Source organism: Methanolobus tindarius DSM 2278 (genome assembly GCF_000504205.1).
GTDB lineage: Archaea > Halobacteriota > Methanosarcinia > Methanosarcinales > Methanosarcinaceae > Methanolobus > Methanolobus tindarius.
The window spans coordinates 375,045-401,950 of the sequence record NZ_AZAJ01000001.1 but is presented as its reverse complement, the minus strand read 5'-3'; the positions used below and the strand labels follow the sequence as shown (position 1 = coordinate 401,950).

14 protein-coding genes and 2 tRNA genes are annotated in these 26,906 nt (G+C 38.0%); 14 read left to right on the top strand and 2 right to left on the bottom strand.

Annotated features, from left to right (window positions below; genetic code table 11):
* The first annotated feature begins 2 nt into the window (after window positions 1-2).
* The 7 genes from METTI_RS01780 (at window position 3) to mtaA (ending at window position 7,593) form a co-directional block, all read left to right on the top strand.
* Window positions 3-1,949: a type II secretion system F family protein gene (locus METTI_RS01780; RefSeq protein WP_023844096.1), complete on the top strand. Its 1,947-nt coding sequence runs from the start codon at window positions 3-5 to the stop codon at window positions 1,947-1,949.
* A gap of 10 nt (window positions 1,950-1,959) precedes the next feature.
* Window positions 1,960-3,921 (top strand): LamG-like jellyroll fold domain-containing protein, encoded by a 1,962-nt coding sequence (locus METTI_RS14950; RefSeq protein WP_023844095.1) that lies wholly within the window; start codon window positions 1,960-1,962, stop codon window positions 3,919-3,921.
* The gene (locus METTI_RS01770; RefSeq protein WP_023844094.1) at window positions 3,918-4,847 is read left to right on the top strand and encodes a DUF7289 family protein; all 930 of its coding nucleotides are present in this window, start codon (window positions 3,918-3,920) and stop codon (window positions 4,845-4,847) included. Before METTI_RS14950 ends, METTI_RS01770 begins: the two co-directional genes overlap by 4 nt.
* 111 nt (window positions 4,848-4,958) lie before the next feature.
* A complete protein-coding gene (amrS, locus tag METTI_RS01765) occupies window positions 4,959-5,975 on the top strand; it encodes an AmmeMemoRadiSam system radical SAM enzyme (protein ID WP_023844093.1) in 1,017 nt (338 codons plus the stop codon).
* A 293-nt stretch (window positions 5,976-6,268) separates the two neighbouring features.
* Window positions 6,269-6,341, top strand: a tRNA-Asn gene (locus tag METTI_RS01760).
* A 20-nt stretch (window positions 6,342-6,361) separates the two neighbouring features.
* Window positions 6,362-6,436: transfer RNA gene (locus tag METTI_RS01755), tRNA-Ile, on the top strand.
* 131 nt (window positions 6,437-6,567) lie between these two features.
* Entirely contained in the window at window positions 6,568-7,593 is a 1,026-nt protein-coding gene (mtaA, locus tag METTI_RS01750; RefSeq protein ID WP_023844092.1) for a methylcobamide:CoM methyltransferase MtaA, read from the top strand.
* A 92-nt stretch (window positions 7,594-7,685) separates the two neighbouring features.
* On the opposite strand, the gene METTI_RS01745 is transcribed toward mtaA, so the two are convergent.
* Window positions 7,686-8,243 (bottom strand): winged helix-turn-helix domain-containing protein, encoded by a 558-nt coding sequence (locus METTI_RS01745; RefSeq protein WP_023844091.1) that lies wholly within the window; start codon window positions 8,241-8,243, stop codon window positions 7,686-7,688.
* Between the two features lie 72 nt (window positions 8,244-8,315).
* Window positions 8,316-9,899, bottom strand: coding sequence for a type II/IV secretion system ATPase subunit (locus METTI_RS01740; protein ID WP_023844090.1), 1,584 nt, complete (start codon window positions 9,897-9,899; stop codon window positions 8,316-8,318).
* A gap of 187 nt (window positions 9,900-10,086) precedes the next feature.
* Between METTI_RS01740 and METTI_RS14945 the strand changes: the two genes are divergently transcribed.
* The 7 genes from METTI_RS14945 to METTI_RS01705 all read left to right on the top strand — a co-directional run bounded on the left by METTI_RS14945 (window position 10,087) and on the right by METTI_RS01705 (window position 26,553).
* Complete coding sequence (locus METTI_RS14945) at window positions 10,087-11,301, top strand: PGF-pre-PGF domain-containing protein (protein WP_023844089.1); 1,215 nt, start codon at window positions 10,087-10,089, stop codon at window positions 11,299-11,301.
* Between the two features lie 41 nt (window positions 11,302-11,342).
* Window positions 11,343-13,811, top strand: coding sequence for a PGF-pre-PGF domain-containing protein (locus tag METTI_RS14940; protein WP_023844088.1), 2,469 nt, complete (start codon window positions 11,343-11,345; stop codon window positions 13,809-13,811).
* A gap of 160 nt (window positions 13,812-13,971) precedes the next feature.
* Window positions 13,972-16,851, top strand: coding sequence for a right-handed parallel beta-helix repeat-containing protein (locus METTI_RS01725; protein WP_023844087.1), 2,880 nt, complete (start codon window positions 13,972-13,974; stop codon window positions 16,849-16,851).
* 47 nt (window positions 16,852-16,898) lie between these two features.
* Window positions 16,899-18,584 carry an outer membrane protein assembly factor BamB family protein gene (locus tag METTI_RS01720; protein WP_023844086.1) on the top strand — a complete coding sequence of 562 codons (1,686 nt, stop codon included), beginning with the start codon at window positions 16,899-16,901 and terminating at the stop codon, window positions 18,582-18,584.
* A 316-nt stretch (window positions 18,585-18,900) separates the two neighbouring features.
* Window positions 18,901-20,283, top strand: a complete 1,383-nt coding sequence (locus METTI_RS01715) for an outer membrane protein assembly factor BamB family protein (RefSeq protein WP_023844085.1) — start codon at window positions 18,901-18,903, stop codon at window positions 20,281-20,283.
* 316 nt (window positions 20,284-20,599) lie between these two features.
* On the top strand, window positions 20,600-22,966 hold the full coding sequence (locus METTI_RS01710) for a DUF4430 domain-containing protein (RefSeq protein ID WP_023844084.1): 2,367 nt from the start codon (window positions 20,600-20,602) through the stop codon (window positions 22,964-22,966).
* 350 nt (window positions 22,967-23,316) lie between these two features.
* Window positions 23,317-26,553, top strand: coding sequence for an outer membrane protein assembly factor BamB family protein (locus tag METTI_RS01705; protein WP_023844083.1), 3,237 nt, complete (start codon window positions 23,317-23,319; stop codon window positions 26,551-26,553).
* Window positions 26,554-26,906: the final 353 nt, after the last annotated feature.

Here is a 26,906-nt window from a genome sequence, read left to right as displayed (position 1 = left end):
GTATGGATATCATCGACTCAGCAGCTCACCTTATATTCGGAAAATATGTGAGGAGACACATCCATCGATATGAGGACCAGCGCCTTTTAATTCGTAAAGCAGGGCTGGGTATGCTGATAGAACAATACATTGCCCAGACTTATTTCTTTTCGTTTATAATGGCATTGTTTGCAGGTTTTGTCGGACTGCTTGCCGGATATTACCTTCTTGGAAACGTCAGGCCCTATATGTTAGGTGTTGGTACTGAAATTCCCTGGATCTGGTCGAATTTTCATTTATTGCTAAGTATCGGGCTGGCTGTTCTTTTTGCTGTAATAGCCTCCTCATTGACATATTACATTTTCATGTCAATACCTGAAGTACAAGCAAATGTAAGGGGAACACTCATTAACCAGTCTCTTCCACACACTACTGCATATCTCTATGCAATGAGCCATGGTGGTGGAATGAATCTTATTGATATCATGAAGTCACTGGCACAGAACTATTACATTTATGGTGCTGCGGCAGAAGAAGTGGGTTATATCGTAAAGGACATGGAATACTATGGTACCGATCTTCTTCAGGCTTTTGACCGTGCTGGACAGAGAACCCCTTCCAAGAAATTTAAGGATTTTCTGGATGGAATGACTTCCATTGTGACCAGCGGTGGTGATGTAAGCTCATATCTCAAGGCAAAGAATGACCAGTACCGACTCACCGCTACAAAAGAGCAGAAAATATTCTTTGAAACTCTTAGTGTGCTTGCAGAAGTATATATCTCAGCGTTTGTTGCAGGCCCGCTGTTTTTGATAACTATTCTTGTAGTACTGGGACTTGTAAGTTCAAGCTCAGCTAGTATTCTAAATCTGATAGTTTACCTGATTATCCCGATAGGAACCGTTATTTTCCTTCTTCTGCTTAATTCACTGACAAATGATAATCCGAAGATTCCTGATTTCTATGTTGTGGAAAAAAAACTGGATATTTTTTCCCATATTCCATTAAAAGCCGGAGAATCAGATGAAGAAGTCAAAAGGAAAAATATGCGCAATTATGCCAGAATTGTAAAGTTCATTGATAAGGTTACACATCCACTGGCTCTTTTCACAAATAATCCATCTCATGTTTTATTTATTACTGTACCTGTTTCACTAGTGTACCTATTCTATACCGTTAATGAGTACATAAATGTTGCAAACATTCTCTATATAAATAGCTTCAATGTTCTGACTGTAAGCATAATCGACGATCAGATATTCATAGCACTTATTATTCTGCTTGTTCCTTTCATAATTTTTGATGAACTACGAACCTATCGCGTAAATCAGATTGAAAATCACATTCCTGATTTTCTCAATAATCTGGCAAGCATAAATGAGGCTGGAATTCTTCTAGTCGATGCTATTGTCATGAGTATGCAGCTTAAGATAGGTATCCTTCATTCAGAAGTAAAACGTCTTGTAAATGATATTTCATGGGGAGCAAAGCTTGATGATGCACTGAAAAAATTTGAGTTCAGGATACGTACGGAAATGACCAGACGTATCATTAATCTCATAATTAAAGCCAATGAGGCTACAGGTGACGTAAAAAGCGTGCTGGCAATTGCAGCTCATGATGCTGACATCCAGAGGCAGCTTAAAAAAGAACGTAATGCAGAGATGTTTGTTTACATCTTTATTATTTACATAGCTTTCATGGTTTTTCTGTTCATAGTTTACATACTGGCAGCTTATTTCCTGCCGGCAATGCCTGCATCCACAGAAGGTGCAATTTCAGGTCTAAGCTTGTCGACTGCTTTTGACCTTGACAAATATACCCTGATATTTTTCCATGCAGCTATGATACAGGGTTTCTGTTCAGGTCTGGTAGCAGGGAAAATGGGAGGCGGAACCATTCATTCAGGATATAAGCATTCCATCATGATGATGTCAATTGCTTACATACTCTTTGCATTCTTCATCTGAGGTGAAATACATGGGAACACAGCTTAAAAATGAAAAATCTGGAATCATGGAAATATTCCATGATGAAAATGCAGTTTCCGAAATAATCGGTGAGATACTTTTGACAGCTATAGCTGTGCTTGCATTTTCTGTAATAGCTGTGTTTGTATTCTCCTATCTTGAATCAGAAGATGCTGTGCATGCAGATGTAGATGGCTGGGTGGATGTCAGTTCAGATACTGTCTATCTGAGGCATTCAGGCGGTGAGAATATTGACCTTGATAAAGTGGAATTAGTCCTTAATCTGAATGGCACACGCAGGGATATATCCTCGTCACAACTGAAGCAGCTAATAGGGAGCAATAGCTGGCACCTTGGACAAACCATTGTAATTGATACGGATCTTCTCTGGAACACGACCATCAATGAGGATGATTACGTTGGCATGATTTTACTGCAAACGGATTCCAATCTTGTTATTGAAAGTGGTTCTCTTCTAGGAGAAGAACTCGAAATGGGTTCAGGGTCTGGATCAGGTGGCAATGTAACACCATCACAATATGATCCGGTTGCTGATTTCATATATTCACCTGCAAGTCCCGGGGTGCTTCAAACGGTTACCTTTACAGATCAGTCTACAGATTCAGATGGAACAGTTGTTGCATGGTCATGGAATTTCGGTGACGGAGGAACTTCTACAGTTCAGGATCCTTCACACCAGTACTCTTCCGCAGGAACCTATACAATAAGCCTTACTGTTACCGATGATGATGGAAATACAGACAGTGTTTCCCAGGGAGTAACTGTTGTGGCTCCATCGGGTATATTTGCAAACAGTATAATCCTGAATAAAAACTCAATAGGCGGCGTAATTAAGGACGGCGGCTATATCAGCTTTACAAATGATGGTAATTACCGGTATGTAGATATAGACGGTACCAGGTACAACCTGGCTCTATCTGATGAAGTCAAACTTGAAGTTGTAAATGACCAGACTTCAGGACATATTTCCATGGGTGGTAGTGATTCCATATCAAATTTCAACCTGAACGTTAATCTGTACATAAACGATGTCTTGCAGGACACAGGTCTGGTCACAAATATCTATGTTTATCCAATCTCGAATTATTATTCAACTCTAAAATATGAACTTCCATCTTATAGCAGCCAGACCTATCTTAAAGTGGATAGTGACACAATCATTAACTGGCAAACCAATAATTCCGGTATCAATATTTCAAACATCGGTTTCTATGGTTCAGGAAGCACTGAGATCAATTTCAATCCTTCTAACACCTATATTACCTGTAGTGGTTATTACGAGCTTTTCCCTCCGGAAGAGACAGAAGAACCAGGAACATCATCTGTGATTCCTGTTTCAAGATGGAAATTCGATGAAGGTTCAGGTTCAGTTGCTTATGACAGTGTTAATGGCAATGATGCTTCTATCCAAGATGCAAAATGGTCTGTCGGCACAGCAATAAATAATTCAGCGATGTATTTTGACGGTAATGGTGATTATCTTGTCGTTTCAGATGACAATTCCCTTGATTTTGACCAGAATGTGAGTCTGATATTCTGGTTAAGACTTGCAAATAATAATAATGACTATTGTATTATCGGTAAAGGAGCAAATGATCAGGACAACTTTGACGTTTTTGTCAGTAGTGGAGAACTCTGGTTTGAATGGACAAGTTCAGGTTATCATTATGTTGAAACTACAGGAATGAATCTTCAGAAAAATACCTGGTATCAGATAGGTGTTGTTGCTGATGGAAATGATGTGAGCTTCTACAAAGATGCTACATTTGTAGAGTCACTTTCTATGAATGGTTATTCACTTGTGCCAAATAATTATGATTTGTGGATAGGCAGGCAGAACTATGGCAGCAATGACTATTATTTCCGTGGTTATCTCGATGAGGTGGAGATATACAATGTAACACTGGATGAGTCAGATATGGCAGATTACTATGCGAGGACAAATCCATGATAAAAATAAAAAGCGGTTGCTGCCAGAGGAAGCATAAGGATTTAAGAGATTTCCTTGGCAATGAAAGAGCTATTTCTGCTGCAATCTCTGCTGTCCTTCTTTTTGGTATAGTGGTATCTGTGATAACTCTTGTTTATGTGCAGTATATTCCTGAATGGAAAACCTCTGCGGAACAGTCACATATGGACGATGTCTTTTATGATATGGCAGGGATGAAAAATGAACTTGATATCCTTTCAGGTTATGCAAGAACCGAACCTTCCACAAGCCTTTCTGTAAGTGTTCCCATAAAGATGGGTGGAGCTTCACTGCCCATGTTCAGCCCTGAAAAGTCCAGTGGAAGACTTACTATAAACGATGATGATTTTGGAATTAATATTGTGGGAACCACTCCGGGAATAGATTACAATAGTGATCCTTTACTACTTGATCTTGGAACTGTAAGTTACATCTCTGATAATCATTATTTTATAAACCAGAAATATGTCTATGAGAGCGGAGCTCTCATTCTGGCCCAGGATAGCTTTTCATTAATGCGTCTTGGTCCTCAGATGGATATAAGAAAAACACATAATTCCAGTAATATAACTGTGGAATTTAATGTAATTGATCTAAACGGTCCCAGAAAAGCTATCAGCAGTAATTCTATCGAAGAGGTTAACTTCAGAACCAATGGTTCTGATTCTCTTTACTGGGATGGTGTACTGTTTACGGACATGACAATGACTATTCAGACATCATATCCCACTTCCTGGGAAAGTTATTTTGAAACATTAGCAGATGATGCAGGAATTGATTCGGCAGAATATTCTGTAAATTCCAACGACACTGCAGTTGTATTTTTCCTTGAAGGAAGTTCCGGTGAAGATATCATGATAAATGTTACAAAGACATTTTTTGATGCGAGGCTGAATCTTTTGTCCTGACATATTTAAGATAATACTTAGTTTATTATTTTAGAGTTAATTGTGTGCTTATTTTTTATCAATGCTTAGTTTCATCAATAATGAAATCAAATCTTTAAAAGGGGATTTCTGATGATAAAGGAAGCTATGCTCTATGAGAAACTTGATGACGGTAAGGTCCGATGTAATTTATGTGCCCACAGGTGCAGGATATCACCTGGTAAGCGTGGTTTTTGTGCTGTGAGGGAGAACCGGGACGGGACTCTTTACACGCTGAATTATAATGTTGTTTCAAGTGAAGCTCTTGATCCGATTGAGAAAAAACCGTTGTATCATTTTTATCCCGGCTCACTTGTTTATTCTCTTGGGACCATAGGATGTAATTTCAGGTGTAAGCATTGTCAGAACTGGACAATTTCACAGATAAGTATTGATGAGGCTAATGCCATTGAAATAAGCCCTGAAAAGGCTGTGCAAAGAGCTGTGTCTTCCGGCGCAAGGTCAATTGCATGGACTTATAATGAGCCGACAATATGGTTTGAGTACACTTATGATTGCGCCAGGCTTGCAAAGGAAAAGGGACTTGGTACGGTTTACGTTACAAATGGATATATAACTAGGGAAGCTCTGGAAACAATAGCTCCATATCTTGACGCTTTCAGGGTTGATATCAAGGCTTTTACTGAGGAGTTCTACAGGAATATTACAAGTGCTAAACTTGCTCCTGTTCTTGAGTCTGCAAAACTTGCAAAGGAGCTTGGAATGCATGTGGAAGTTATTAATCTGGTTATCCCTACTCTCAATGATTCTGAAAATGAGATACGTGAAATGTCTAAGTGGATTAACGAGAACCTGGGTGCAGACACTCCAGTTCATTTTACACGTTTTCATCCTTACTACAAGTTGCAGGATATTAGCTCAACTCCTGTAGAAACACTGGAAAAGGCTTATTTCATTGCAAGGGAAGAAGGTATTAAATATGTGTATATAGGCAATGTTCCGGGAAATGGTCACGAACATACTTTTTGTCCTGAATGTGGAGAATTGCTTATAAAAAGAGGTATGTTTGGATTAGAGTCTTATGAACTGACAGACAAGGGTGCTTGCCCGCGTTGCGGCGCTTATGTTAATATTGTGTCAGATGATTAGGTATGTCAGGGCATTCTATTGAGTATACTCTTATGAAAAATATTGGATTTGTAACTTTATGGTGTTACTGTATATTAAGCTAATACTGTTCTCTACCCCTTCGTTTCTACTGGAACATATATGTTTTATGATATATAATCATCATCATAATGATGACCTGGTTTTTCAGGGTAAATATTGTGTAAATATGGGGTTAAAACCAGGCCAAAATTGGACCAACAAAGCCGTGCAATCAAAAGGTTTAAAAGCAATAAGTGCATTAGAAGGATTCGCGCGTGAGCGCCATGCTGAGAGCCGCAATAACTCAGTTGGTAGAGTGTCTGGCTGTTAACCAGAATGTCACAGGTTCGAGCCCTGTTTGCGGCGCTTCAAACTTTTCTCGTATTGGGCCTGTAGCTTAGCCAGGTTAGAGCGCTCGGCTCATAACCGAGCGGTCACCGGTTCGAATCCGGTTAGGCCCACTTAAAAACATTTAGTCTTTCCTCTAATAAAAATTAAGGGTTATATCATTTTAAACTGAATATAGGATCCTTTTTATCAGATTTCCATCTAAATATATCCGAAACAGATGTAATTTTAAGGATGGTATTATATTAGCGAAACAGACCCTCATATTTCAAAAAAATTTCAGGATATACTTGATGGAAAAAAAGTTACCCCTCCCCTTACAGGCACGGTCACCACATCACCAATACTTGATTTGATGGAAATTTCCGGATCCAGCAGGCCTGAAGCAGACAGCAATCCGGAAAAAATGGCAAAACTTGCTTCTTCTTTACATACTGTTGCAAAACTCGAGGTCATACGTATTCCATTTGATGTGACAGTTGTCGGTGAGGCACTTGGATGTCAAATTGATATCGGCACAAAAGCAAGGACACCATCGATAATAACTCATCCTTTTGAAAAAGACCCTTCAGAGTTTGATGTACCAGTTGATCTGCTGGAAAAAGGAAGAATACATGTTGTAATGGAAGCAATTTCACTTCTTAAAAATGATAAAGGATTGTCAGTTCCTATTGTTGCAGGCATTGAAGGGCCTGCTGATCTTTCTTCTTATCTTTGTGGAATAAAACCATTTTTAAAATTAACTGTAAAGAAACCTGAAATTGCAAGGAAAATTGTAGAAAAATGTGTTGATGCCTGTATTGCCTGTGCCAACGCCTATTTTCTTTCAGGTGCGGATGCAGTGGTGCTTGCAGATGCCACGTCTTCTCCGGAGATGATAGGGCCTGCTGCATTTAGAGAAATTATAAAACCTGAATTAGTCAGATTCAATGAAAACATACAAGGTCATAGTATTCTACATATTTGTGGTGAAATTGATAGTATAGTTCCGGATATCCTTGAATGCGGTTTCAGTGCTATAAGCGTGGAAGAAAATGTGAAGGATCTGGAATATGTGGTAAATAGCGCACACAGTAATAATATAGCTGTAATAGGGAACATTTCAACTGCACATACTCTATATATAAAAACACCAAATGATGTTAGAAAAGAGGCTTTTGAATGTCTTGATACTGATATCGACATCCTTGCTCCGGGATGTGGGCTGGCTCCGGAGACACCTTTGAGAAATCTTCTTGCCATGGTGGAGGCAAGGAATGAGTATGTTTGAAAACAATTTTGTTTTAATAATTTTATTTTAGTTAGTAAGAATAAGTGTTTCTTCCACGATTTAGATAATTATCTTTTTTGCATAAATCTGTCTTAGTCATCATCTCTCACTTTGATATTTAAGCATAATTTTGCCACAGGTTCCAGTTTTTTCCAGACAACAGTTACATCTTTTCTGAATATGCAATTCTGAACTGTTTGATCACAAAACTGTCCATCCAGTTCATAGATAAAAAACCCCTCATCTCCATTAGTTGAGATTACATGGTCTTTTCCTCGTAATTTTTTTGTTTCGATAATGGCAACTTCCTTCAGAGCATCCAGAAGATTTGTTCCTTTTTTGACCTCTACAGTCTTAGTTGGTGCCAGAATATCAAGTGATTTGGCCACATCCTTATTGTTTAATTCCAGAACATGAGTTTTTCCATAAATATTTCTTTTAACAAGATTTGCATCTTCCAGGATGTTAACATGCTTTGCTGCAACAGGCACGGAGATTTTTTGCTCACGGGCAATTTCTGAAATATGTTTCTCATTTTCAAATAAACTTTGAATAATAGCTAATCTTGTTTTGCTATCAAGTGCATAGAATAATTTTAAAAAATTAGATTTCTCATCTTCTTTCAATTCTTCGTTAGTATTATCTGTCATATTTCTTTACTAAAGATGAATGTCTATATATGTTTTGCTTATTGTTCTTGCTCAACTATGACTTAAGTATGATTACTGGTGATTTAATTCCTGTATGCTTTTTTCAGGAGAACTATTGAAATAATTTATCCAAAATATGATTTCATTGTAACCCCGGATATTTTTTGCTATTAAAGTTTCCAGAAAATATTTTCTTTTATTGAGATTATTTTCTAAATCTACTTCATTCCATCCTCTTCTTGATTTTATTTCATCAAGAACTTTGGACTGGTGATATTCAAAATGATCATTTAGTTTGCTCCATATGAATACATCCTGAATGTCAATTGATTCTGAAACACCTGTAACTTCAGCTATTTTGGATACTTTCCTTATTTCAGTACCACTTTCAAACGTCGTAGACTGCATACATATTATATCTAATGCTGTAAACATGGCTGCAGGAACATTAATTGGTGGATTTGTAAATCGGTTTATTACTTCTGTAGGAGAACCTGCATGGAAAGTTGAACATGTAGCATGGCCTGCATTCATCGCCTGGAATAATATTTGTGACTCGCTACCCCTGACTTCCCCAACCAGTAAATAGTCAGGTCTTTGTCTCAGGGAGGCCCGCAGAAGATCTTCCAGATCAATGTTTCCAACATTATCCTGTGAGATTCCTCCACGGGTAACCATTGGTATCCAGTTCTCATGTGGCAACTGTATTTCCCGCGTATCCTCTAAAGTTACAACTCTGACGTTTAAAGGAATAAACATGCAGACTGCATTCATGGTGGATGTTTTTCCACTTGCCGTACCACCGCATATCAGTATATTTTTCCCATTTTCCATACAAAGCCAGAAATAAGCCATAATATCTGAGGAAAAAGTATTCCAGGCAATCAGGTCAAGAGGAGTTAAAGGGACTTTTTTTTGCTTTCTTATACTGAAAGAGCTTCCTTTTGGACTGATTTCATGTCCATATGTGATATTAATCCTGGATCCGTCCTGCATTACTGTGTCAAGTATCGGAGAGGATTTAGAAATATGTCTGGAGCTCTGGTGTGCGACTCTCATAACAAAGGCAGCTATATCTTCATCACTCTCGAATGTAATGTTAGTTATAAGATTCCCATAGGTTGAATGAAAAATATAAACAGGAATCCCCACTCCATTGCACCATGCATCTTCGATAGTAGGATCCTTCATGATGGAACCTATCTTTCCAAAATCAATGAAATCTCTCTTTATATAGTAGAATATTTTCTCAAAAGAATTTCCTGATCTCTGTGAATAGTCAGAAAGTAATTCTTTTATTTTTTCTTTAAGGAGCTTGTATTTGTTGTCCTTATCAATTTTATCCAGATCTTTTACTTGTTTTAGGGTGAGTACGTCACCTATTGTGAACAGAACTTCATCAAGTACTGATCTTTCTATTTCATTAAGTTCCGGTTCAACAACATGATAAAACAGATCATTATCATATTTTAAGATAGAAATAAATACATAAGGCTCATCAACCCAATAACGTTCTATCTCTTCAGTATCGATATCAGGTTCAAATGATACAATTGGCTCTAATTCATCTGTTTCTTGGGCAACTGTATCTGAAGGTTTTTTATGCTTATTTCTGATGCTTGATAGTTTTCTGATCTTATCAGATATCTTTTGCATTTTTATTGCTATTGTTCCTTTGTATTTAAGATTTTACATATTAGTTTAACATCTATATAAATATTGTAATAACTATTGTTTATAATCATAATGATGATTATTACCTCTTGTACAATTTCATTATGTTTATATATAAGAAATATGTTTCTTTTAAAAATACTAAGTTTCGTTACAATAAGGAGTACTTATGATAACTAAAAAGATAACATATGGTTTTGCGTTTTCATTGCTGATTTTAATTTTATTTGGAACCAATGCTTTAGGTTCTGATGAAATTACAGCCACAAGAAGCATATCTGAATTGTCTGTCGATGCAGGTGATACTTTCACGGTAACAATTTATGTATATTTCCAAGAAGAGATTGATGCACCTAAAATTGAAGAAAACCTACCTGAGGGATGGGCAATAAGTAGCGGAAATTATGGTAACAGTACCTATAGTAAAGATGATTCGTTAGCCACATGGCTCTGGACCAAAAAAGTAGATGAAGGCGAACAAATGAGTATTACATATTATGTTGAGGTTCCCGATACAGCATCAGCCGGTTCCTATTCTGTCTATGGAATTATTTCCGGACTCAATAGCAATAATGGCGACAGAATTACATCAACTACAATAGGAGATCAAAAAATAGAAGTTTTATCATCTTCGACATCTACTGATGATTCTTCATCCTCGTCTTCTTCAAGTACTTCCTCATCCTCCAGTGGTGGAGGAGGTGGCGGTGGTGGAACCTCCGGTGAAGAGTATGAAAATATTCTGAAAAAGGAAGTAGAAAGTGTATTCATCAACAAAGGAAGCCTCATTAAATATGAATTCTCAGCTGATGAAAATGCAATAAACTATGTACAGTTTACCGGCCTTAAAAACTCCGGCAAGATTTCCACTACAATTGAAGTTCTTAATGATCGGTCAACATTTGCAGATTCTGACGCACCAGGAATTGTTTATCAGAATATGAATATCTGGGTAGGCAAAGTTGGTTTTGCAACATCTGATAACATTGAGGATCCTGTCATAGGATTCAGTGTTAAGAAAGAATGGATGGAAGAGAATGGAGTCTCATCTGACGATATTATTCTTTATAGATATTCAGATGATGCATGGAATGAACTTGACACAAGTGTTCTGAGTGAAGATGATACAAGTGTTCACTTTGAATCTAACACACCGGGTTTCTCACCATTTACCATTGCTGCTCCTTTTAGTGCTGAAAAGATGTCTGTTTCTTCATCTGCAGCAGAAGATGTAGAGGAACTTGAATCCACAGTTGAAGATATTGAAGAAGAATCAACAATTCCTGTGGAATCAACACAAAGTTCCCCTGGATTTGGAGTTTTAGCAAGTATTGCCGGAGTAATTATTGCTGGTATATTTGCTACAATGAAAGGTAGAAAATAATCTACCTTTCTTTGTAGGAAAAACTAATAGGTGAATAAGGGATGCAGGAAAGCAAATTATTACTTTTAGTTTTTTTGTTTTCCCTGGTATTCTTATTTACATTTCCTGTAAATGCTTCAGAACAAGTTCAGAATTCAACTGTTGTTACTAAAATAGAAACCTATTCAGAAGCAACGGCTGTATCTCTTTCTACAAAAATCAGTCCTTCAATATCCATAATAATTACACCGGATACAATTGATTTTGGAAAATTATCTGCTGGCATGTCCAGTGAGGTGCATAAGCTTACAATATTCAATAAAGGAAGTTCAAAGACTTATGTTACTTCTGAAGTTATTGACGTTGCAAAAGACCTTTATGTGGAAGGATTGGAAATTAATAATGCTTCCTGGGTTAGTTATGGAAAAGAAATATCAAAGGATGATTATGTTGAATCCGGCGTGCAATTAAACGTACCAGAAGAATTCATTGGCATTGGTTCAATGGAAGGAAAACTAATATTCTGGGCAGAAATGAAAGAAAATAATGCCCCGGTTCTTGAAAATATAGAAGATATAAGTGTAAATAGTTCTGATATAGTAAAGATTATTCTTCATGCTTCTGATGCAGACAATGACAAATTAACATATTCAACAACTGCCGAATTTGGAACACTTTATGGGAATGTCTTTGAATGGAACACAACCGGAATTGAAGCTGGCAAATATGAAATTTCATTTTTAGTTTCAGATGGTTATTCTACGGATTCTGAAACCATAATGATTACAATTAAGAAAGAAGCTAACGATGTTTTTCCGGTTGTGAATTTCACAACTAATGTGACAAATGGAAAAATTCCTTTAACAGTAATGTTCACAGACCAGTCTTTGAATGCCACATCATGGAAATGGAATTTTGGTGATGGAACCAGCTCAACAGACAGGAATGTTGTACACACATACACTGAAGCTGGATGTTATACTGTTTCTCTTGAGGCCGGAAACAATTATGGAAATGATACTGAGAAGAAAATAGATTATATCATTGCTTATCCCCGAATCATAATTTCTTTGATATCTCCATCAAGTTCTTATATTACAGATCAAACTGGTGCTTCAAGGTTATTTGAAATTACTACTGATGAGATCGCAAATATCACATGGATTCTTGATGATGTGATTGTGCAGACAAACTATAGTTCTATGAATGCATCCTACTATTGTTCTTCAGCAGCAAACGGATTATACAATCTTACAATCTTTGCTGAAAACGAGAATGGAACTGCACAAAAAGAATGGATATGGAATGTTACTTCGGTGTCATCCTCAGATAGTGCCAGTAGCAGTTCTTCAAGTGGAAGATATGTCAGCGGAGGAGGTTATTTTGGAGAAGATTACGATAACATCCTGGATAAAGTATCCAAAAGCCAGAATGTACTGGCTAAAAAAGTTACGACTTTTTCTTTTAACTCAGATGATAATCCTATAAAATCTATTAGTTTCATTGCTTTGAAAAATTCCGGGGTTGTAAGCACTACAATTGAAATCCTTAAAGGAATTTCCACCCTGGTATCAGAAGCACCTCCTGGCGAGGTGTATAAGTATATGAATATCTGGGTTGGTGACACAGGATTCGCAACAGCAGATAACATTGAAAATGCAGTAATTTCCTTTAAGGTTGAAAAATCCTGGGTATCAGATAATGATATCCAGTCATCATTAATTTCCCTTTACCGTTACAATGATAATAAGTGGAAAGAGCTCGAAACACAAAAAGTGAAAGAGGACGAAAGGTATCTTTATTTTGAATCGGAAACACCTGGATTTTCACCATTTGTTATTACAGGTATCAAAAAAGAATCATCATCTGGCACTGCAGTGGTTCCATTACGTTCAACAGCAGAAGATGAAATTCCTTCATCCAATGATTCTGATACTATTGATTTAGTTCCAACCAATGCTTCATCATCAAGTATTAGCATTTGGATATTAGTATTTTGTCTGTTTTTAATATTAGCAGGTACTGGAATTTATATAGGGGAAAGAAAAGGCTTCCTTTCTTTCAGGAAGAATAAATATGAAAATGTTATTTTTAAGGATACACTTTCATGTGAAATCTCTCCGGATGGCTTTACTTCTTATTATTTTGATGCTGAAGAAAATCCTGTAGAATATATTCGCTTAAAAACAAAAGATTGTTCTGATATTGTAGAAGTTAAGGTAGAAATACTGAGGAACCGTTCACTTCTTGTGAAAAGTGATCCGCCTGGAATCGTATATAAGCATCTGAATATCTGGATTGTTGCAGAAGGAGTTGATCCGCTGACATTAGATGCTCCTTTGATAGGTTTTAAGGTAAAACGTCCATGGATAGAAGAAAATGAAATAGAAATTTCTTCTATAAATCTTTTCAGATTTGCAGATGACATGTGGCAAAATCTGCCTACTGAAATGGTTGAAGAAACTGATGAACATTTTATCTTTGAATCTGATACACCTGGTTTTTCCTCATTTGCGATATGCAGTGTCTAGAGTTTTATTTTGGATTCAGATTTAGAAGTGTTGAATCTCATTTTATAAGCTCTACATATAACATATCTTATTGACTTTTCCATGTTTAAATAAGATGTTCTGTTAAACCCACTTGAAAAATGAAATTTATTTTACAAACTTAATTTTAGATGGTGGTTTTATGAAAATTGGGAAAGTTATTTGGGTAGTATTTACTCTATCTATCATTTTTATGTGTATTGGATTTGCTGAAGCATCTACTTTAGTAGTAGATTGTAATTATGCAGAGAATTCAGGTGGTGTTTCTGTAGCAAGTACTATTGTTGTATATCCTACGATACAGGATGCAATAGATGATGCATTGCCGGGTGATACAATTTCTGTGATGCCAGGCATATATGAAGAAAGTATTACTGTTAATAAAAGCGTCAAACTGCAAGCACCTGAAGGTGCTACGATAAAATGTCCGCAGTCTCCTGAAATAATAACTATTGCTGAGTCTTCGAAGACATTTGAATATGTAGTAGGACTTTTGGGTGGAACATATTCAAGTTCTAATGATACGGTATATGGTTCAGAGTGCATTACTGTTGAAATGTCCGGTTTTACTATTGATGCAAATAATTTTGCACCATCACAGAGGTGGAGCAGTGTAATATGCAGGAACGTTAATCGGGATAATAGTGAAATACTTTCTTCTATCCACGATAACAATTTTGTCAATATTCTGGTAGATGGAAAGGAAACTTTTGGTATTCTTGGGTATGGTTCCATGAACATTACTATCCAGGATAATCTGATAGATCAGTTTGCCCGTGGAGGTATCGGACTTTACTCCGGTGATAATGAAGTAATAGGCAACACTGTTATCGGCCCGTATAATGGTGACAATATTACATGGGCACCAAATGGTATACAATTTGGTTACGCTGCAAGTGGACTTATTCAGGGTAACAATGTATCACATTGCGGATGGCCGGGAACAGACTGGTCAGGAACTGCTATTATGGTTGTTGATACAAGCAATGTGACAGTTGATGCCAATTATGTCCATGATAATGAAGTTGCTATCAGTGTGACTGATTTTCCTGTAGCATTATACGGCTCTCCATGGGAAAACACATGTTCAGACATTAAGGTTACTAACAATCTTGTAGAGAACAATGAATATGGTATTGATATTGCCAATGGTGTGGACACTATTGATATTGAAAACAATGATATTCTGAATAATCTCTACGATGGAATAAGTGTATATGATTATGAGGTATGGTATCCTGAATATGATATTCCTGATCCGGTCAATGTAGGGATTCACAATAATAACATCGCTGGAAATGGTGATTCCGGTCTGTATGTCGATGTTAATATTACGGAAGTTAATGCAGCACTTAACTGGTGGGGAGATGCTACCGGCCCTTATCATGAAACTACCAATTCAGTCGGAACCGGGGATAATGTCACTGACAATGCAGTGTATTCTCCATGGCTTGGAGCTGAATTTGATACAACACCAATGACATACTATGTTACTCCTTACGGAAGCATTCAGGATGCCATAGAAGTTGCAGACCCTGTTGACACCATTTATCTGTTGCCTGGTACTTACAGCGAGAATATTGATGTCAATAGGAAGGTATCTTTAGTTGGTAGCGGAAGCGGAGATGACCCGCTTGTGGATTCCATATTGCAAAAGAATGTGGATGAAAGAATTGTCAAATTATCAGCTTCAGGAGCATCTGAAGAAGATACTGTCTTAATAAAAAACATAAGGGTAGTACCTGACGGTGTTTACGGTTTTGAGGTACACAATAATGACAGTGTTTCTTATATTGAGTTTGACAATGTTAATGTGGTTGGTGCAACCACTCACACAGTTGAGAATGAGATAGGCCTTAAGGTTGCAACTGATGCAAGCCTTAGTTATTTTGTAGTGAAGGATTCCACATTTGATAACTGTGATTATGGATGGTACTTTGCTAAAACCGTTGACATAAACGAAACCAGTAATGTGCAGTTTGTCACTGTAGATGATAGCAGTTTCAGTGAAAATGATTATAAAGGTATCTATGTTGAAAAGCTGTCAGATTCAACTTTCAATAATGTTCTTGTTGATAATAACGGTAAGAGCGATTTCTGGAACCAGATATGGAATGGTGGTTTTGATATCAATCTGAAGGCAGGTAACTATGCCAACCTTGTGTTCAATAACCTGACTGTTACTAACAATGGTCTTGGATATAATGAAGGTGCAGGAATTATGATCAAGGCAAGAGATGATGGCAGTTATATTTCACCTAATGATGCAGTTCTTGATGGTGTGCAGATCAATGGTGGTAACTATTCATTCAACGAACGAGGTATACGTATTGGTGAACCTGATAAGAACAATGCAGGGCCTATAAACGTAGTGATCACCGGAGCGAACATAACCGATAACGTCCAGACATATAGTGGTACAGATGGTTCAGCATACGGTGGTGTTGTGAACCATGCACTGGAAGAGATTAATGCTACCTACAACTGGTGGGGTGATGATTCAGGTCCTTACCATGAAACTACCAATCCATCTGGTGTTGGAAATGCAGTAAATGATAATGTAGACTATATTCCATGGGTTGCAACTGTTATCCCTGTGCCGGAATGTGATTTTACTGCAAACGTAACTTCAGGTAACATAAGTCTGACTGTACAGTTCTCTGATATTTCAACCAACAACCCGGATTCATGGGAATGGGACTTTGGTGATGGTACTTCATTGTCTACAGAACAGAATCCTGTCCATGTTTATTCAGAAGAGGAAAATTATACTGTAAGTCTTAATGTAAGCAATCATGGTGGATATGATATGGAGTCAAAAGTAGGTTTTATTACAGTAGCTGACTGGAATCCGTGGAATGATCCTGATTCAGATCGGGGAAGTTATATTTCTCAGGATGAGGTTATGATTGCTGTTTCCTACTGGAAATCTAATTATGTCATTCCTGAGACTGGTCATAGTATATCACAGGATGAGATCATGCTTATCATTTCCAACTGGAAGTGTAATTATTCAATGTAATTTTAAGCAGAGCGTAATGAAAAATATTGTGAAAAATGGTGGCTTGTATGAAGTTAGTTGTATTTCTGTCATGTCTGTTGATCGCATCTCTGACAATGGCAGATATTTCATTTGCTTCTGACTGGACAGAGTTCCAGAAAGATAGTTGTAATAGTGGTTTAACTTGTGATAGGGCACCTATTACAACTCCCTCAAGTATGTCGTGGAACAGGCTTTTTTCAGGTGAAGCTGTTGATTGCCCTTCTGTTGTCGTTGATGACATATTATACATGGTGTTTCCAGGTGGTAATGTATCTGCAATTCAAAAAAACAGTGGAAGTGTGGTGTGGAGCACTACTATTGAGCAAATTAGCTATCAGTTGGGTTCACCTGCATATGGTAATGGTACTTTGTTCATTCCAAGAGAGAACGGTAAAGTGTATGCTCTTGATTCTTTGAATGGAGAGCTTATATGGGAAACTGATCAAATTGGCAACTGGTTGTATACTCCAATAGTTTATGATTCTCATCGTATATATTTTGGGGACTGTTTGGATAAATATGGTAATGATGGAACTTTCTATTGTTATACGGATACAGGAGATGAATGCTGGTCAAAGGATGCAGCATCAGGAGGTGGATATTACTGGGCAGGTCCTGCTGTTGTAGAGGACTTTGTAATATTTGTGGATTCCAAAGGTTATCTTACTTCCTTGGACAAGGATGACGGTTCTTTAATAGATGAGGTTAATGTCAGTGAGATGTTCTCTATAGATGATGCAGGAGAGTTCAAATCTTCTGTGAGCTATGATTCTGATTCAGAAAAGCTTTTTTTAACTTCGAAAGGTGGTTATTGTTATTCTATAGGTTTTGATCAGACTGGTTCTTTCAATGTGTATGATAGTAATTATGCTCAATTGGATGGTGCATGTACTTCAACTCCTTCGTTTTTTAATGGCAGGGTCTATGTTGGTTGTGGCGGCTGGACAGAGGGAAAACTTTATTGTCTGGATGAATCTGACCTGAGTGAGATATGGAATTTTGAAACAAATGCCGGGGTTAAGGCATCTCCTGCAATTTCAAGGGCGTATGATGACGGTGACGGTGAGGTATATATTTATTTTACAACTAATTGTGCAGATGGAACTGTCTATTGTCTAAAAGACTATCCGGGTAATACTGAAGCTATGGAACAATGGAACTATCTGCCATCAAATGGGATGAATAATTATATCCTGCAGGGAGTCGTTATTTCTGACGGATGGCTTTTCTTTGGAAATGATGGTGGCTACCTGTTTGGGCTTGCCAATAGTCAAAGTGTTAAAGAGCAACATGTGTTTGCGGATTTTGAAGTAAATGTTACTTACGGAGATTTTCCTTTAACTGTGCAGTTCACGGATACTTCTTCAGATGCTACTTCATGGTCATGGGATGTGGATGGTGACGGAATTGAAGATTATGGTATTAAAGACCCGGTGCATACCTATAATAAATCCGGAAGTTACAATGTTTCATTAACGGCAGGAAATTCTGTTTTCATACATACAAGAACAGTTGAGGATTGTATTAGTGTTGACTGGAATCCATGGAATGATCCTGATTCTGAGTCAGGAAATCTTATTTCTCAGAATGAGGTGATGACTGCGATTTCTTACTGGAAATCCGGTTATGTTATTCCTGATACTGATCACAGGATATCTCAGGATGAGATAATGCTTATTGTTTCATACTGGAAGTCTAAATACCCAATGTGATACTGGCATTAAATTATTATTTATCATACTTTCTTCCTTCCTTTCTTTCTTTTTGATTTGTATTTCATTTAAGGAGAATCTCGTTTTTGTTTTATCTGTATAATTTTATTAAATTAGATATCTCCTTTATAGATAACATATATGAACAAAATAAGTATGTTTATATGTTTTAATATTAATTTTTATTATGCCAAATGAAAATACATGTTGTGTTTTCATTGATGGTGGACAAATATAGAGTTTGGGGAATTAGGTACTTTCAATGGCCATGTTCCTCAAGATGTATTAAATACCAAATTTTGGGAGAAATAGAAATATGAGAAATAGAAATATCTGGATGCTCTTATTGAGCATAGGGGTAGTTTTTGTAATGTTAACATCAGCAGCTTCTGCCGATGACTGGGCTTCATTCCAGGGAAACAACAACAATAATGGTGTTACAGACGATGATCTTCCTACTGATTTCAGTGACAACTGGACTTTCACTGATACTGCTACGGGATGGACAGGATTTGATTCCGCACCGGTTATCGGAAACGGAATTGCTTACTATGTATATTCTAACGGTACCGTGTTTGCTTTTGACCTTGTAAACGAAGAGGTTGAATGGGTTAACACAGCAATCGGTGGAGATGTAAGTTCCTTTGAGATCGGTACACCTGCATATGATGGTGACAACAACAGACTGTACGTTGGCCTTTCATACGGAAACACAACCACAGACACAACTGTATACGCTCTTAACGCAGCTACCGGTGCAGTAATCTGGTACAATGATGCATTGATTCCTGATGAATACCAGCTTAACAGCCCAATCAAATACGATGACGGTAAAATCTACGTCGCTGCCGCAAACATGACAGAAGTAGCCAGCTGGACCTACGTTGCACAGCAGGGTGGTTTCTACTGTATGAATGCAGCTACCGGTGCAGAAATCTGGTCAGACACAACAGGATACGGTCACTACTACACAGCTCCGGCTATTACAGATGATTACGTAATAATATCCGATGACGCAGGAGTTGTACGCTCATACGATAAGAATGACGGTACACTGGAAGACAGCTTTGATGCTTCAACCGAAATGGGCATTTCATTGATGTCTCGTGGTGCTGCAGTTATTGATCCAGGAACATGGACTGGGTTATTTACCGATGATAATATGATATTCTTCCCGGTAACAGCATCACCCACTGGAAGTGAATCATATGTTGTTGGTGTTGAATTCAACGCAAGCACAGGTGATTTTGGAGATTATGACAATACTTCCATGATTAGTTCAAGGACCACAACATCGATAGCTGTAAGTGTATCAGAACTTTATGTTGCAAGTGATGATGGTAGTGTAAGGGTATATGAAATCGATAGAGCAGACGAGGAGGATGGTTTCTTCACCCAATATGAACCAGTAGCTACAACTACTGCATTAGGATCTTCTATCAAGGCATCACCTGTCGTGACTACAAATACCGGCAATAGCTTGTATGATATATTATTCACAGAGCGTGTATATGTCACACATAATAGTGGTACTGGAGGCCTCTACTGGTACGAATTTGATAGGTATACCAACTCTTTTAGTGACAGCGGTTCTTGGATACCAGCTGGTTCAGGCTATACACTTCAGGGAATAGCTGCTGCTGATGGATATATCACTTTCGGTAATGACAATAAGAAAGTGTTTGTAGCATCAGCTTAAGTATATTCAAGGTAATCCGTAGGATTACCTTGCATTTTTTTCTTTTCTTCTTCTATTAATTATTCATTTGTTATTACTATAAAGAATAACATATGTTTCCATTATTGGGTGTATTATATAGCATTGATTTCTCACATATTATTCATATTCCGGCCTTGGTTAGAAAAGCAGACATCATCGAATAAGATATCAATCGAATTCCTTTCTCAGTGCAAATCATACTCTGAGAATCTTTTTCTATCAAAGTCCGGTGGAAGTTGGAGTACAAATAAACGGAGTGAAAAAATCTATGAGAAAACTCTCTTTAATGTTATTAATGACGCTGGCCTGCGTTGCGGTTCTTGCATCTCCCGCAATGGCAGGTGTTGTGGGTGAACGAACAATAAATACAAGTACTGTTAATCCGGGGGAAACCTTTGAGGTAACAGTCAGCCTGACTGCAACAGGCACCAGTATGAGAACGGCAGGTATACTGGAAGACCTTCCGGACTACTGGACCCTTACGACAATTGACAATGACGGACTCTCTCATGTCATAGAAGATGGAAATCATACGTGGGTGGATGAATCCGGTTCAACTCTGGACCCTGCTGTCCCTGTAACTATTGTATATGATGTTACAGTACCTGAAAACGCCACCGCAGGCACATATTCAATAACTGGTCTGGTAAAGGCAATGGAAGACGTTGGTGGTTCTTTTGATATGTGCAGTAACACCACAAAAGGTGACAATTCCGTTACAATTGCAGCAGCAAGTGTTGTTCACATTAACGACGGAGACGATTATAAAAGCAAGATCGAGAATGCTGCTGCTGGTGCAACAATCTACTGGCATGAAGGTACATATTCAGGAGATGACGTTTCATTACCTGATAATGTCCACATAATAGGTGATGGAAAGGATGTTGTTATTTTTCAAGAGAAATTGCTTGATGGAGAAAACATCGAAGCAGAAGGATTGACTGTACATGTTTTTGGCAGTACTAATTATAAAGTTACAAATTTAACTGTGGCAGATTGTGGTATTACAAGTCTTTATGCTGAAGGTAATATATACGTTGAAAACTGTACCTCTACCTCTAATAATGGTAACATAAATTTACAAGTATATGGATTGAACTATGGAAATCTCATCATAAAATACAATACTTTCGATGGGAGCGCCTATGGTATGGGAAGCATAGTATTTGGTGATTTTGATAATGCAGAAATTATCGGTAATACTTTCCTAAATTATGATTCGGCTTCTAATATGGGATTAATTACAATGGCTACTGATACCTCCACTACTGTCATTGAAAACAATGTAATTGAAAATTACGCTGGAATGGTGGCACCAATATCTGTTGGTGGTGATGTAGTCATAAGAGGAAATACAATTGACACTGTTTCATCTACATATACTGGTTCTAGTCCCATTGCAGCTGCAGGTGCAACTGATTTCACAGTGTATCAAAATAACTTCTTCAACTGTTCTACTCCGTATGTAAATACAGATATGGCAAACGGTGCCACAGTGTCCCTGACCTGGCACTCTCCTGAAGCTATCGACTATACTTATCAGGGCAACAGCTACAGCAGTATCCTTGGTAACTACTACGACACCTACACAGGTTCAGATGCTGACGGTGATGGTATAGGTGATTCATCTTACAGTCCTGGTGCGTCAGGTACTGATGAATATCCTCTCATGGCTGCATTTACTGATGGTGAAATAGAATCTGAGCTTTTCAACGAACTCTACAGTGGTAACGTAACCGTTATGGAGACAGACATTGACTTTACAGCATCAGATTCAAGTGAGACCTATCCTGTCAGCCAGCGCACATGTCTTGGTGCACTTCTTGAATCAGGAGTTGAATATTACATCAACGATGACTCATATGCTGATTATGGCAGTTTCTACCTTGAAAGCATCGGAGGAATCGAAGCACAGTCCTGGCCAGGAGCAAGCTGGGGAATCTATGTCAACGGTGAAGCTACTGACTACGGTCTTGGTCTTAACTCCGTCTCAGACGGTGACGTTGTCAGCTTCTACTACGCACCATGGGACACAGAAACCTTTGCCCAGGATCTTGACAAGGTATTCTATTCCGTCAGCATCACAGTGAATGATGAGACGCCAATCGATGCCCAGAGGACAATTAAGTACCAGACCTTCAACGTTGACTCTGATCAGTATAATTCAACACTTGTCACAGTCACAATCACAGCCAACGAGTATCTGGAAGCACTCTATCTTATCGAAACAGTACCTTCCGACTGGATACTTACAAGTGCAGACGAAGATGGTGCCCTGTTCAGGGAATCTGACGATCCTGACACTTATGAATGGATGTGGGCAGGTTCAATGAATGCAGGCGACTCAAAGACAATCAAATATGTTATCCAGTACCCTGCCGGTGAGTCACTCGATGACTACGAGTTTGACGGTGTTGTATCTGCTTATGTCAATAACGTGGATGTCGATGATATCAACGTACTTGGTGATTCAAGCATCGAACTTACCGAGGACTGGAACCCATGGGATGATATCGGTTCAGAAGAAGATGAAGTTGTAACCGGCTCAGAACTTCAGGAAGCAATCAAATGCTGGATAAACAAGATAGACATTCCAGAGACTGGTGCAGAAATGACATCTGACAGAATGCAGGAAGTCATCCACCTCTGGTTGATCCAGTAAAATAAAGTTAGAATTTCTAAAACATCCGGGGAAACCCGGGTGATGTTTTCTTTTTTGAACAACAATCTTTGTTAGTTATTAGTATAACATTTCTTTCCTGTTTTTACAAATTAATATAGGTATAGAAATTACCTTTTATCAATTCTGATTTCCAACAAATTTTAAAAGTTGAAAGCTTCAAAAGCAAGCTCACATACTAATAATATACAAATTGTGTTGGTTGGTGGGGAAGACACTAATTAAATTCAGGGTTCTGTGAATGGTTGGATGCAGTTTTCACATTTGGATTCCAACAAACAATCTCGGTATTTAGTTATCTGTAAAAACTTCTCTGCCCTGGAGGTATAAACATGAAAAAGAAAATACAGAACATAATTCCTATTATGGCTGTGGTTATGCTGACACTTTTCTTTATACCAGTGGGACTGGCTGAAGAAAGTGGATCAACCACATGGCATCAATTCCAAAAAGACATGGCACATACTGGATTTTATCCTGAATCACTACCAGAAGCATATGATGAGTTGTGGAACGTAAGTGTGAATGCAGTTGGCGATTCCGCACCGGTTGTCGCTGAAGGAATGGTATTCGTAAACTGTGCTGATAATAAGCTTAAAGCAATTGATGAGATTACCGGTGAAGTGCAGTGGAGTACACCTGTAGATCCTATACAGTATGGTTCCTGGTCATCTCCTGCCTATCACGATGGCATGGTCTTTACATCCACAGGTCTGAACACTACATGTGTTTATGCTGAAAACGGAACTATAAAGTGGATTTTCAAACTTCCGGGGAACATGGCGTCCTGTAATGGTGGTCCATTGATTGCTGACGGTAAAGTATTCTGCAATGATTGGAATGATATGCATTATTATTGTCTGGACGAGGAAACAGGAAGAGAATTATGGAATTTTACCGTAGATCATGAATCGTATTCTTACTCATATGCACAGGGTACACCGGCATATAAGGATGGAAAGATTTACCTTACCTGCTGGGATTATCTGGCAACCCCTGGTGGTCACATCTATTGTGTAGACGCAACAACAGGTGAGGAAATATGGGATCAGCCTTTTGATAGTGCCTGTGGCTCTGCTGCTCTTGGGGACGATGGCCGGTTGTATGCTACAGCATTTAATTTCTATGGGTCAGCTTCAGTAAGTGCTCTTAGTATGGAAGATGGTTCTGTAATCTGGACTACTAATATTGGCAGTACTGATTCCACCCCTGCAATAGCATATGGGAATATATACGTCTCAGCTCCTAACAATGTATATTGTATAAATGCTAGCAATGGTTCGATCATATGGAACACCAAAGGCGCTGGTGGCTGGACTGATTCGGTTTCTGTAGCAGATGGAAAAGTATTTGCTGGTACACAATTCAGTTCAACAACAACTGGTGGATTCACAGGTTTGGTTGAACTCAATGCATATACAGGTGATGTATTATGGAAGGCAGCCGGTGGCTCTACTGCAATATCAGATGGTAATATCTATACTATACTCAGAGGTGGAAAAGTGTATGCTTATTCGGAAGCAACACCGATTATTGATATAGTAGCAAGTGATCTGGAATTACCTACAGGAATTGCCTATCCTTATTATTCCAATGAAATTACAGCTACTATAAGCAATGCTGGAAATAAATATGTAGACGATGTTTCTGTATCCTTACAGGTTAATGGTAATGAAATTGACAGTCAGACTATTTCAGTGCTTGGAGGAGCATGCAGCCAATCCGTAAGTTTTGACTGGACTCCTACTGAATCAGGCAACTATGAAATCACTTTAGTCACGTCTTCCGATGGCATAACTGAAATCAGTACTACAAACAATGAAATGTCTATTGATGTAGAGGTTCAGAGTGGTAATCCTGATCTGGTTCCATCAGAACTTAGTATTTCTACAGTTTATATTAACCAGCCATATGAACTGACTGCAACTGTGTCAAATATGGGTTATATGATTGCAGGTCCATTCACTGTTGAAGTAAAGGAAGGCACAACAGTACTCGCAAGTGAAACAATTTCTTCTCTCGGTCCGGCCCAGAGCACAGATGTTGTGTTTAATTGGCTTCCTTCAGTCACCGGAAACTCTGACCTGACAATAACTGTCGATGTTAACAGTGTGGTTGAAGAAGAAGATGAGAGTAACAATGAACTGATACAGTCTATTGAAGTAAAACCTGAAACTTCTGTAGAGGTTTTATCTGATAATGATTGGTCACAGTTCCAGCGTGACAGTTCCAATAATGGAATAACAACTGCTTATGCACCATGTGATAATTCAGTTAAAGTTAAATGGAGTGCAGATGACTTTGATGGTTGTATTGATATTCCTCCTATAATTAAGGGGAATATGGTCTATGTAATATCTTCCAGTGGTGCAGTATTTGCCTATGACAAGACTACCGGGGAATATGAAGATAATACAGGATGGTCCAAGTTTACCTGGGAAAGTGCAGATTTGCATTCTGCAACTCCTGCATATGGCGATGGTAATATTTTTGTTGCAACATATGGAGGTAATCTATATGCTTATAACTCCAGTGAAGGTGATCTCCTGTGGACTGTAAACGTTACAGATGACAGTTTTGAGTGCCCGATAACATATTATGATCACAGAATTTACCTTGGAGAAGGTATTTCACTGGACTCTGATACGAAATATTATTATTGCTATGATGATCTGGGCACACTTCTATGGAAATATCCAATTACCGATACAGTGGGATTCATATGGAATGGGGCCTCTGTTATTGGTGATTATGTTGTTTTCTCCACACATGAAGGTGGGCTCATAAGTCTTGACAGAAAAACCGGAGAACTTGCAGATGAAATTTCCCTTAATAGTACTGTTAGCTCTGAAATATCTTTTGCAAAAGCTGATCCGGGGGTATTTCGTTCTTCTGTGATGTATAACGATGGATATGTATACACAACATCCGAAAGTGGACAACCCACAGGTTATGTATGGAAAATAATGTTTGATTCAACAGATGGAACTTTTTCAGATCAGGGGTGGTGTTCTGAGCAAATCTTCAGTACTTCTACACCTGCAGTATATGATGGAAAAGTGTATGTCGGACAGGGAGAACATTATAACCCGGGAGAATTGATCTGTCTGGATGACAGCACGGGCGATGAAATATGGTCATATAGCGTATCAGGTGGTGTGAAATCTTCTCCTGTAGTTTCAACATATTATGATACACCATATATCTACTTCACATCAGCAAATAATAATGGTACGTTATACTGTCTTGATGGTGATGGTAATCTTGTATGGGAGTACAATCCGCCGGACACTGGCTATATTCTGCAGGGTGTCGCTGTTTCTCAGGGTAAAGCATATTTCGGAACAGATGGCGGCTATCTTTACTGTGTGGGAGGTGACCAGTTCCCATGGAATGATCCAGCTTCTACGTCAGAACAGCAGGTGTCAATGGTGGAGGCTATGACTGCTATTTCTTATTGGAAAAGCAATTATTTGATTCCACAGACAAATGAAAAGGTATCGCAAAATGAGTTAATGTATATAGTTTCTTACTGGAAATCCAGATACTCATTGCCATTGTTCTGGTAAGACTGAATTATTAATTTAATTCAGTTTTCTTTTTAACTTAATTTTTAGTAAATCTTTATCTAATTTACCTTGTATCTCTTCATTATTTTCGATACAACACATGTGTTCGAATTTTTATTGAATTTACAACTAATAAATTTCCGTTTTCCATGTATTCTTTTCTTGGTTAGAAAAGGCGAATACAATTGAGTGAAAATCAATGATTATACTTTTTTAATACTATTTATGGCACAGGTATATGTTGTGGACGAATTAACAATCAGTATTGTACAGTTGACAGGAGAATAAGATTTTATCAATAAAGAAAATCATATTATTTATCTTATAAACTAACAGATCTTATTGATTATTCA

What these genes read in the sequence shown, in the direction of transcription:
- METTI_RS01780 (WP_023844096.1), top strand. Translation starts at nt 3, where the DNA reads ATGGATATCATCGACTCAGCAGCTCACCTTATATTCGGAAAATATGTG.
- METTI_RS14950 (WP_023844095.1), top strand. Translation starts at nt 1,960, where the DNA reads ATGGGAACACAGCTTAAAAATGAAAAATCTGGAATCATGGAAATATTC.
- METTI_RS01770 (WP_023844094.1), top strand. Translation starts at nt 3,918, where the DNA reads ATGATAAAAATAAAAAGCGGTTGCTGCCAGAGGAAGCATAAGGATTTA.
- amrS (WP_023844093.1), top strand. Translation starts at nt 4,959, where the DNA reads ATGATAAAGGAAGCTATGCTCTATGAGAAACTTGATGACGGTAAGGTC.
- METTI_RS01745 (WP_023844091.1), bottom strand. Translation starts at nt 8,243, where the DNA reads ATGACAGATAATACTAACGAAGAATTGAAAGAAGATGAGAAATCTAAT.
- METTI_RS01740 (WP_023844090.1), bottom strand. Translation starts at nt 9,899, where the DNA reads ATGCAAAAGATATCTGATAAGATCAGAAAACTATCAAGCATCAGAAAT.
- METTI_RS14945 (WP_023844089.1), top strand. Translation starts at nt 10,087, where the DNA reads ATGATAACTAAAAAGATAACATATGGTTTTGCGTTTTCATTGCTGATT.
- METTI_RS14940 (WP_023844088.1), top strand. Translation starts at nt 11,343, where the DNA reads ATGCAGGAAAGCAAATTATTACTTTTAGTTTTTTTGTTTTCCCTGGTA.
- METTI_RS01725 (WP_023844087.1), top strand. Translation starts at nt 13,972, where the DNA reads ATGAAAATTGGGAAAGTTATTTGGGTAGTATTTACTCTATCTATCATT.
- METTI_RS01720 (WP_023844086.1), top strand. Translation starts at nt 16,899, where the DNA reads ATGAAGTTAGTTGTATTTCTGTCATGTCTGTTGATCGCATCTCTGACA.
- METTI_RS01715 (WP_023844085.1), top strand. Translation starts at nt 18,901, where the DNA reads ATGAGAAATAGAAATATCTGGATGCTCTTATTGAGCATAGGGGTAGTT.
- METTI_RS01710 (WP_023844084.1), top strand. Translation starts at nt 20,600, where the DNA reads ATGACGCTGGCCTGCGTTGCGGTTCTTGCATCTCCCGCAATGGCAGGT.
- METTI_RS01705 (WP_023844083.1), top strand. Translation starts at nt 23,317, where the DNA reads ATGAAAAAGAAAATACAGAACATAATTCCTATTATGGCTGTGGTTATG.